4 protein-coding genes are annotated in these 5,839 nt (G+C 72.0%); 1 reads left to right on the forward strand and 3 read right to left on the reverse strand.

All coding sequences use genetic code 11. The annotated features are described in order from the left end of the window. Positions 1-940 (forward strand): glycosyltransferase (locus JS521_RS30930; protein WP_205086234.1); only part of this gene is annotated, 940 nt, incomplete at its 5' end. Positions 941-964: 24 nt separating this feature from the next. On the opposite strand, the gene JS521_RS30935 is transcribed toward JS521_RS30930, so the two are convergent. The 3 genes from JS521_RS30935 to JS521_RS30945 form a co-directional block, all read right to left on the reverse strand. Continuing rightward, complete coding sequence (locus tag JS521_RS30935) at positions 965-3,196, reverse strand: bifunctional glycosyltransferase/CDP-glycerol:glycerophosphate glycerophosphotransferase (protein ID WP_205086235.1); 2,232 nt, start codon at positions 3,194-3,196, stop codon at positions 965-967. Positions 3,197-3,420: 224 nt separating this feature from the next. Further along, positions 3,421-4,380: a carbohydrate ABC transporter permease gene (locus JS521_RS30940; RefSeq protein WP_205086236.1), complete on the reverse strand. Its 960-nt coding sequence runs from the start codon at positions 4,378-4,380 to the stop codon at positions 3,421-3,423. Continuing rightward, on the reverse strand, positions 4,377-5,663 hold the full coding sequence (locus JS521_RS30945) for a carbohydrate ABC transporter permease (RefSeq protein ID WP_205086237.1): 1,287 nt from the start codon (positions 5,661-5,663) through the stop codon (positions 4,377-4,379). The genes JS521_RS30940 and JS521_RS30945 overlap by 4 nt, the downstream gene beginning before the upstream one ends. Positions 5,664-5,839: the final 176 nt, after the last annotated feature.

Genomic DNA, 5,839 nt, shown 5'->3' on the forward strand with positions numbered 1-5,839 from the left:
CCCCTGGACGCCTCACGGCGTCCGCGACCGATTCCGGATCCCCACCCGGCGCAGGGAAGCGGCCCGGGTCGCCGCGAAGAAGCAGGCGGTCGGACGGCTCTCGGAGCTCTTCGCCACCGCCGGCCCCGGCGCGGTCGTCATCGTCACCCAGGTCTGGGCGATGGAGTGGGTCGGGGAGGCCGACACCACCGGGCTGCGGGTCATCGGGATGAGCCACGAGTCCTACGGCTACTCCCGCGCGAGTCACCGCTACCGCTGGATCAAGAACCACTACCGGGACCTCGACCACTGGCTCGTCCTCACCGAGGAGGACGCCGACCGGTGGGCCGGCGACGGCATGAACAACGTCGGCTTCCTGCCCAACGCCCTCTCCCGCCTCCCCGTCGTGCCCTCGCCGCGCACGGCGAAGACCGTCGCGAGCATCGGCCGGCTCAGCGACCAGAAGGGCATCGACCTGCTCCTGGACACCTGGGCCCTGGTCGCCGCGGCCCGCCCCGACTGGCGGCTGCGCATGTACGGGGCGGGCGAGGACGAGGCCGCGCTGAAGGCGCAGTGCACCGGGCTCGGCCTCGACGGGTCCGTGGAGTGGATGGGCCGTACCGACGACGTGGAGCGGGCCCTGGCGGACGCCTCCGTCTTCGTCCAGTCCTCCCGGGGTGAGGGCTTCCCGCTCGCGCTCCTTGAGGCGATGGCCAGTGGGGTGCCCTGCGCCGCCTTCGACTGCGCGCCCGGGGTGCGCGAGATCGTCCGGGACGGCGAGGACGGGCTTCTCGCCCCCGCCGGGGACGTCGCCGCGCTTGCCGACCGGCTGCTGCGACTCACCGGCAACCCCCGGCTGCGCGACGCGATGGGCGCGCGCGCCCGCTCCGGCGTCCAGCGGTTCTCCGAGCCGGAGACCCTGCGCCGCTGGGAGGAGCTGTTCGCGTTCCTGGAGCGCTGAGCGGGCCGCGCCGTACGGGCCCGGTCAGCCCCGGGCAGCCGCCCCGGCCCCGTCCTGCGCGGGCAGGGCCGCAGGCGTCCGGCGGGCCGCGGACGGCACCGGCAGCGGCAGCCCGTCCGTCTCCCCGAGGAAGACCCGCCGCACCACCCGCTCGGCGGCGTACCCGTCGTCGTACGGACAGAACCGGGCCCGGAACGCGGCCCGCAGCTGCGCTGAGCGGGAGCCCCGCCAGTGGTCGGTCGAGAAGATGTCGAACAGCTCGTCCTGGCTCCGGGCCACGATGCCGGGCGGGAACCCCGTGATGTCGAAGTACGTGCCCCGGGCCGCCTCGTACGCCTCGATGTCGTCGAGGTGCAGCACCACCGGGCGGTCCAGGTTGACGTAGTCGAACATCAGCGACGCGTAGTCGGTGATCAGCGCGTCCGAGGCGAGCGCCAGCGTCTCCACGGACCGGTGCGCGCTCACATCGATGATCCGGGGATGCGGCGCACGGTGGCTGCCCCCGGGGCCCGCCGGGCGCGGCGCCCGGGCCAGGACGACGAACTGCGGGCCCAGGACCCGTACCAGCCGCTCCAGGTCCAAGGGGGGCCGCTGGACACGCCGGTAGTCGCGGGGCACCGGGGCGTACAGCAGGGCGGTGGCCCCCTCCGGGATGCCCAGCGTCTCGCGCAGCCGCGCCACGTCGGCCGGGCCGGTGCGGTGGTAGACGTCGTTGCGCGGCGAGCCGTACTCCAGCGTCGTGTACGCCGACGGATAGGCCCGCTCCCGTACGAGGGTGGAGTGCGGGTTGGCCGAGAGGGAGAAGTCCCAGGTGTCGACCGACCGCAGCAGCTCCTCGAAGTCGGTGCCCCGGGCGGCGGCGGGCCGGTCCAGCAGATCGGTGCCCACGGTCCGCAGCGGTGTGCCCTCGTGCGTCTGGAGAAGGACCTGGCCCCGGCGCTTGACCAGCCCCCGGTCGAAGGCGCCGTCGTTCACCAGGTACGCGGACCGGGCCAGCGCCGCCCCGTTGGCGAAGGTCCCGGGCGCGAGGTGACGGGTGCCGGTCGGCACGGTGTGGGCGTCGAGGGGGCGGCAGATCCAGGCCGTCCGTACCCCCGGCACCAGCTCGCGGACCTTCGCCTCGACCGCCGCCGGGCTCCCCCCGTACCCGCTGCCGGCCCGGGTGGCGAACACCGCGTCCCGGGGGCGCAGCGGCAGCCGCAACTGGATCCGGTAGTGCGCCCGCAGCGCCGCACCCCGTACCGTGCGGCGCACGGCGGCCGCGACCCGGCGCAGCCGGCCGCTCAGGCGCTGGGCCCCGGACAGGGCCTGGTAGGTGCGCCGCGCGCCGAGCCGCAGCAGGCCGTGCCGCAGCAGCGCGCGGCGCGGGACCGGGGCGCCGGGGGTGCGGTAGCGGCGGCAGGACGCGGCCGCCCGGCGGAAGAACGCGGCGCGGCTGTGCAGCGGCAGCCGGTCCCGGGAGGCGAACAGCGCCGAGAAGTGGTCGAGCATGCGGCGGAACATCACCGGCCGCCACAGGGCGAGTTCGGGGCGGGAGTCGATGAACGCGAAGACCCGGTCGTACTGGTCGAAGACGTCGAAGTGCTTCTCGCTGGTGGTGGAGAGGATGTTGCCGCGCCGCCGCTGCCGGTAGGAGACGCAGACCGCGTCGAGCACCGCGATCGAGTCGGCCGACATCAGGACCGGGTAGGTCCAGGGGGTGTCCTCGTAGTAGCCGGGCGGGAAGGTGAACCCCTCGGCCTCGACGAACGCGCGGCGGTACGCCTTGTTCCAGACGACCATGAGGAGTTGCAGCAGCTCGGGGCGGTCGGTGAGCCGGAAGCGTTCGGGGCCGGCCTCGTCGAGGTGGGCGGCCAGGACGTTGCGGACGCTGCGGCCCGTCCAGTACGTACGGGCGTAGTCGTACATCAGGACGTCGGGCTCGCCGGTCGCGTCGATCCGGTCGGCGATGGTCTGGAGCGCGTCCGGCAGCAGGGTGTCGTCGCCGTCGAGGAAGATCAGGTAGTCGCCCGCCGCCCGGCCCATCCCGGCGTTGCGGGCCGGCCCGAGGCCGATGTTGCGGGGCAGGTGCAGTGCGGTGACGCGAGGATCCCGGCGGGCGTACTCGTCGGCGATCGGCCCGCAGGCGTCGGGGGAGCAGTCGTCGACCACGACGATCTCGTAGTCCTTGAAGGACTGGGCCAGCACGGAATCCAGACACGCGTGCAGATACGCCTGGACCCGGAAAGCGGGCACGATGACGGAGAACCGGGGCACTACACATCCATGGGTCGATCGTTCGCGGAAACCAGGCAGAGCGCAAACGTCGGATGGAATGACAGGGTTACGCCGGACGTGGCAATCGGGGGACCAGGACGCCGAAGCGGCCCGGTTCCGGGGAACCGGGCCGCTCCTTGTTGACGGACGGCCGTACGTCTGTGCGGTGAGGGCTGCTCGACCGGACGGGCTACCCGGCCGGTCGAACTGCCTTGCCGACCCCGCTACTTCACCGCGCCCGCCATCACGCCGGAGACGAACTGCCGCTGGAAGGCGAAGAACACCGCCAGCGGGATCACCATCGACACGAACGCGCCGGGCGCGAGCACGTCGATGTTGTTGCCGAACTGGCGTACCTGCTGCTGGAGCGCCACGGTGATCGGCGGCGACTCGGAGTCCGCGAAGATCAGCGCGACCAGCATGTCGTTCCACACCCACAGGAACTGGAAGATCCCGAGCGAGGCGATCGCCGGACCGCCCAGCGGCATCACGACTCGGGTGAAGAGCCGGATCTCGCCCGCCCCGTCGAGCCGGGCGGCCTCCAGCAGCTCGCGGGGGATCTCCGCGAAGAAGTTCCGCAGCAGGAAGATCGCGAACGGCAGGCCGAACGCCGTGTGGAACAGCACCACCCCGAGCGTCGTCTCGAAGATCCCGATGGTGCCGAACAGTTCGGAGACCGGGATCAGCGCGACCTGCACCGGTACCACCAACAACCCCACGACCAGCAGGAACCACCAGTCGCGGCCGGGGAACTCCATCCAGGCGAAGGCGTATCCGGCCAGTGAGCCGATCACCACCACCAGCACGGTGGACGGCACGGTGATCATGATCGTGCTGACGAGCGAGCCGGTGATCGTCGAATTGTCCAGCAGCCGCTGGTAGTTGTCGAAGGTCAGCTCGGACGGGGCGGTGAAGATCTTCCACCAGCCGGTCGCCGCGATGTCCTGCGGACCGCGCAGCGAGGACAGCAGCAGACCGATCGTGGGCATCAGCCAGAACAGGGCGACGAGGATCAGGAAGACCCGCATCACCCCGCCGCCGGCCCGGGCGGCGATCCTGGCCGCGAGGGACTGCTTCGGCTTGGGCGCTTCGGGGGCGCCCGGCTGCCGGGAGACCGCCTTCTGGCGGCCGATGCGTGCGGTGTTCACGTCCGGTGCGCTGTTCGTCTCCGGTGCGCTGCTCATCGCCGTCCCTCCTTCCGGATCCGGCGGATGTTGACCAGCATCACCGGGATCACCAGCAGCAGCAGGAGCACCGCGATCGCGCTGCCGATCCCGAGGTCCGCGTCCGTGCCGAACGAGGACCGGTACAGCTGGAGCGCCAGGACGTTCGCGTCGTCCTGGGAAGAGCCCGGCGCGATGATGAACACCAGGTCGAAGACCTTCAGCACGTTGATCATCAGGGTCACCAGGACCACCGCCAGCACCGGCGCGAGCATCGGCACCGTGATCCGGCGGAACACCTGCCACTCGTTGGCCCCGTCCACCCGGGCCGCCTCCAGCAGTTCGCGCGGCAGACCGGCAAGACCGGCGGCGATCAGGACCATGGCGAACCCGGCCCACATCCACACGTAACTGCCGATGATCCCGGGCGTCACGAGGGACGGGCCGAGCCAGTCGACGCCGTTGTACGGCTCGCGGAAGTTGTCGGCGGGCAGGCGCAGTTGGGCCCCGTCCGCGGAGGCGGGCAGGCTGAACACCCCGTCCGCTCCCGCTGTGGCCGTGGCGACGACCTTGCCGTCCTTCACCGCCTCGACCTTGAGGCCCTTCAGGCCCAGCTCCTTCGGGTCGACGACGTTCGGCTTCCCGCCGCCGCCCCGGGTGAAGTCCAGCCACGCCGTCCCGGAGATCTTGTCCCCCGAGGCGGCCGGGGCGCCCTCGGCGGGCCGCGCGTCGCCCGGCATCTTCGCCGGAGCCACACCGACCAGCGGCACCCGCAGCGGCTGACCCGCGCGGATCGGCTCCTTGGAGACGAATGTTCCGCCGGCCGCCTTCTCCAGCGGGTGGACGGGCAGCGGGCGGGCCTTCGGGAAGCCGGAGGACTGGTTGAACGTGTCGTGCACGCCCACCGCCACCGCGTTGGCCACACCCCGCTCTGGAGCCTGGTCGTACACCAGCCGGAAGATGATGCCCGCCGCCAGCATCGAGATCGCCATCGGCATGAAGACGATCAGCTTGAACGCGGTGCCCCAACGGATCCGTTCGGTCAGCACCGCGAAGATCAGCCCGAGCGCGGTGGCGACCGTCGGGGCGAGGGCCACCCAGATCGCGTTGTTCTTCACCGCCGTGAGGATCGTGTCGTCGGTGAACAGGGCCTTGTAGTTGTCGATCCCGGCGAAGCCCGTACCGGCCTGGTCGAAGAACGACCGGTAGACCGAGTACCCGATCGGATAGACCACCAGCGCACCGAGCAGCACCAGCGCGGGCAGCAGGAACGCCGCCGCGATGACCCTGCGGGTGCCGGTCACGCTCCGGCGGGGCTTCTCCGGGTCGGGGGACGGGCGCGGACTCGTGTCGTCGTCGGGGGGGGGGGGGGGGGCCCCCGCCCCCCCCCCCCGCCCCCGCCGGCCCGGACAGGGCCAAAGGCAGAAGGAGCCGCCCAGCGGCCCCGTGCCTAATACTATATGGCAGTGGGGGAGAGAAA

The organism is Streptomyces durocortorensis (assembly GCF_016901035.1).
GTDB lineage: Bacteria > Actinomycetota > Actinomycetes > Streptomycetales > Streptomycetaceae > Streptomyces > Streptomyces durocortorensis.

Coding starts and splice junctions, on each gene's coding strand:
- JS521_RS30940 (WP_205086236.1), bottom strand. CDS start 4,380: ATGAGCAGCGCACCGGAGACGAACAGCGCACCGGACGTGAACACCGCA.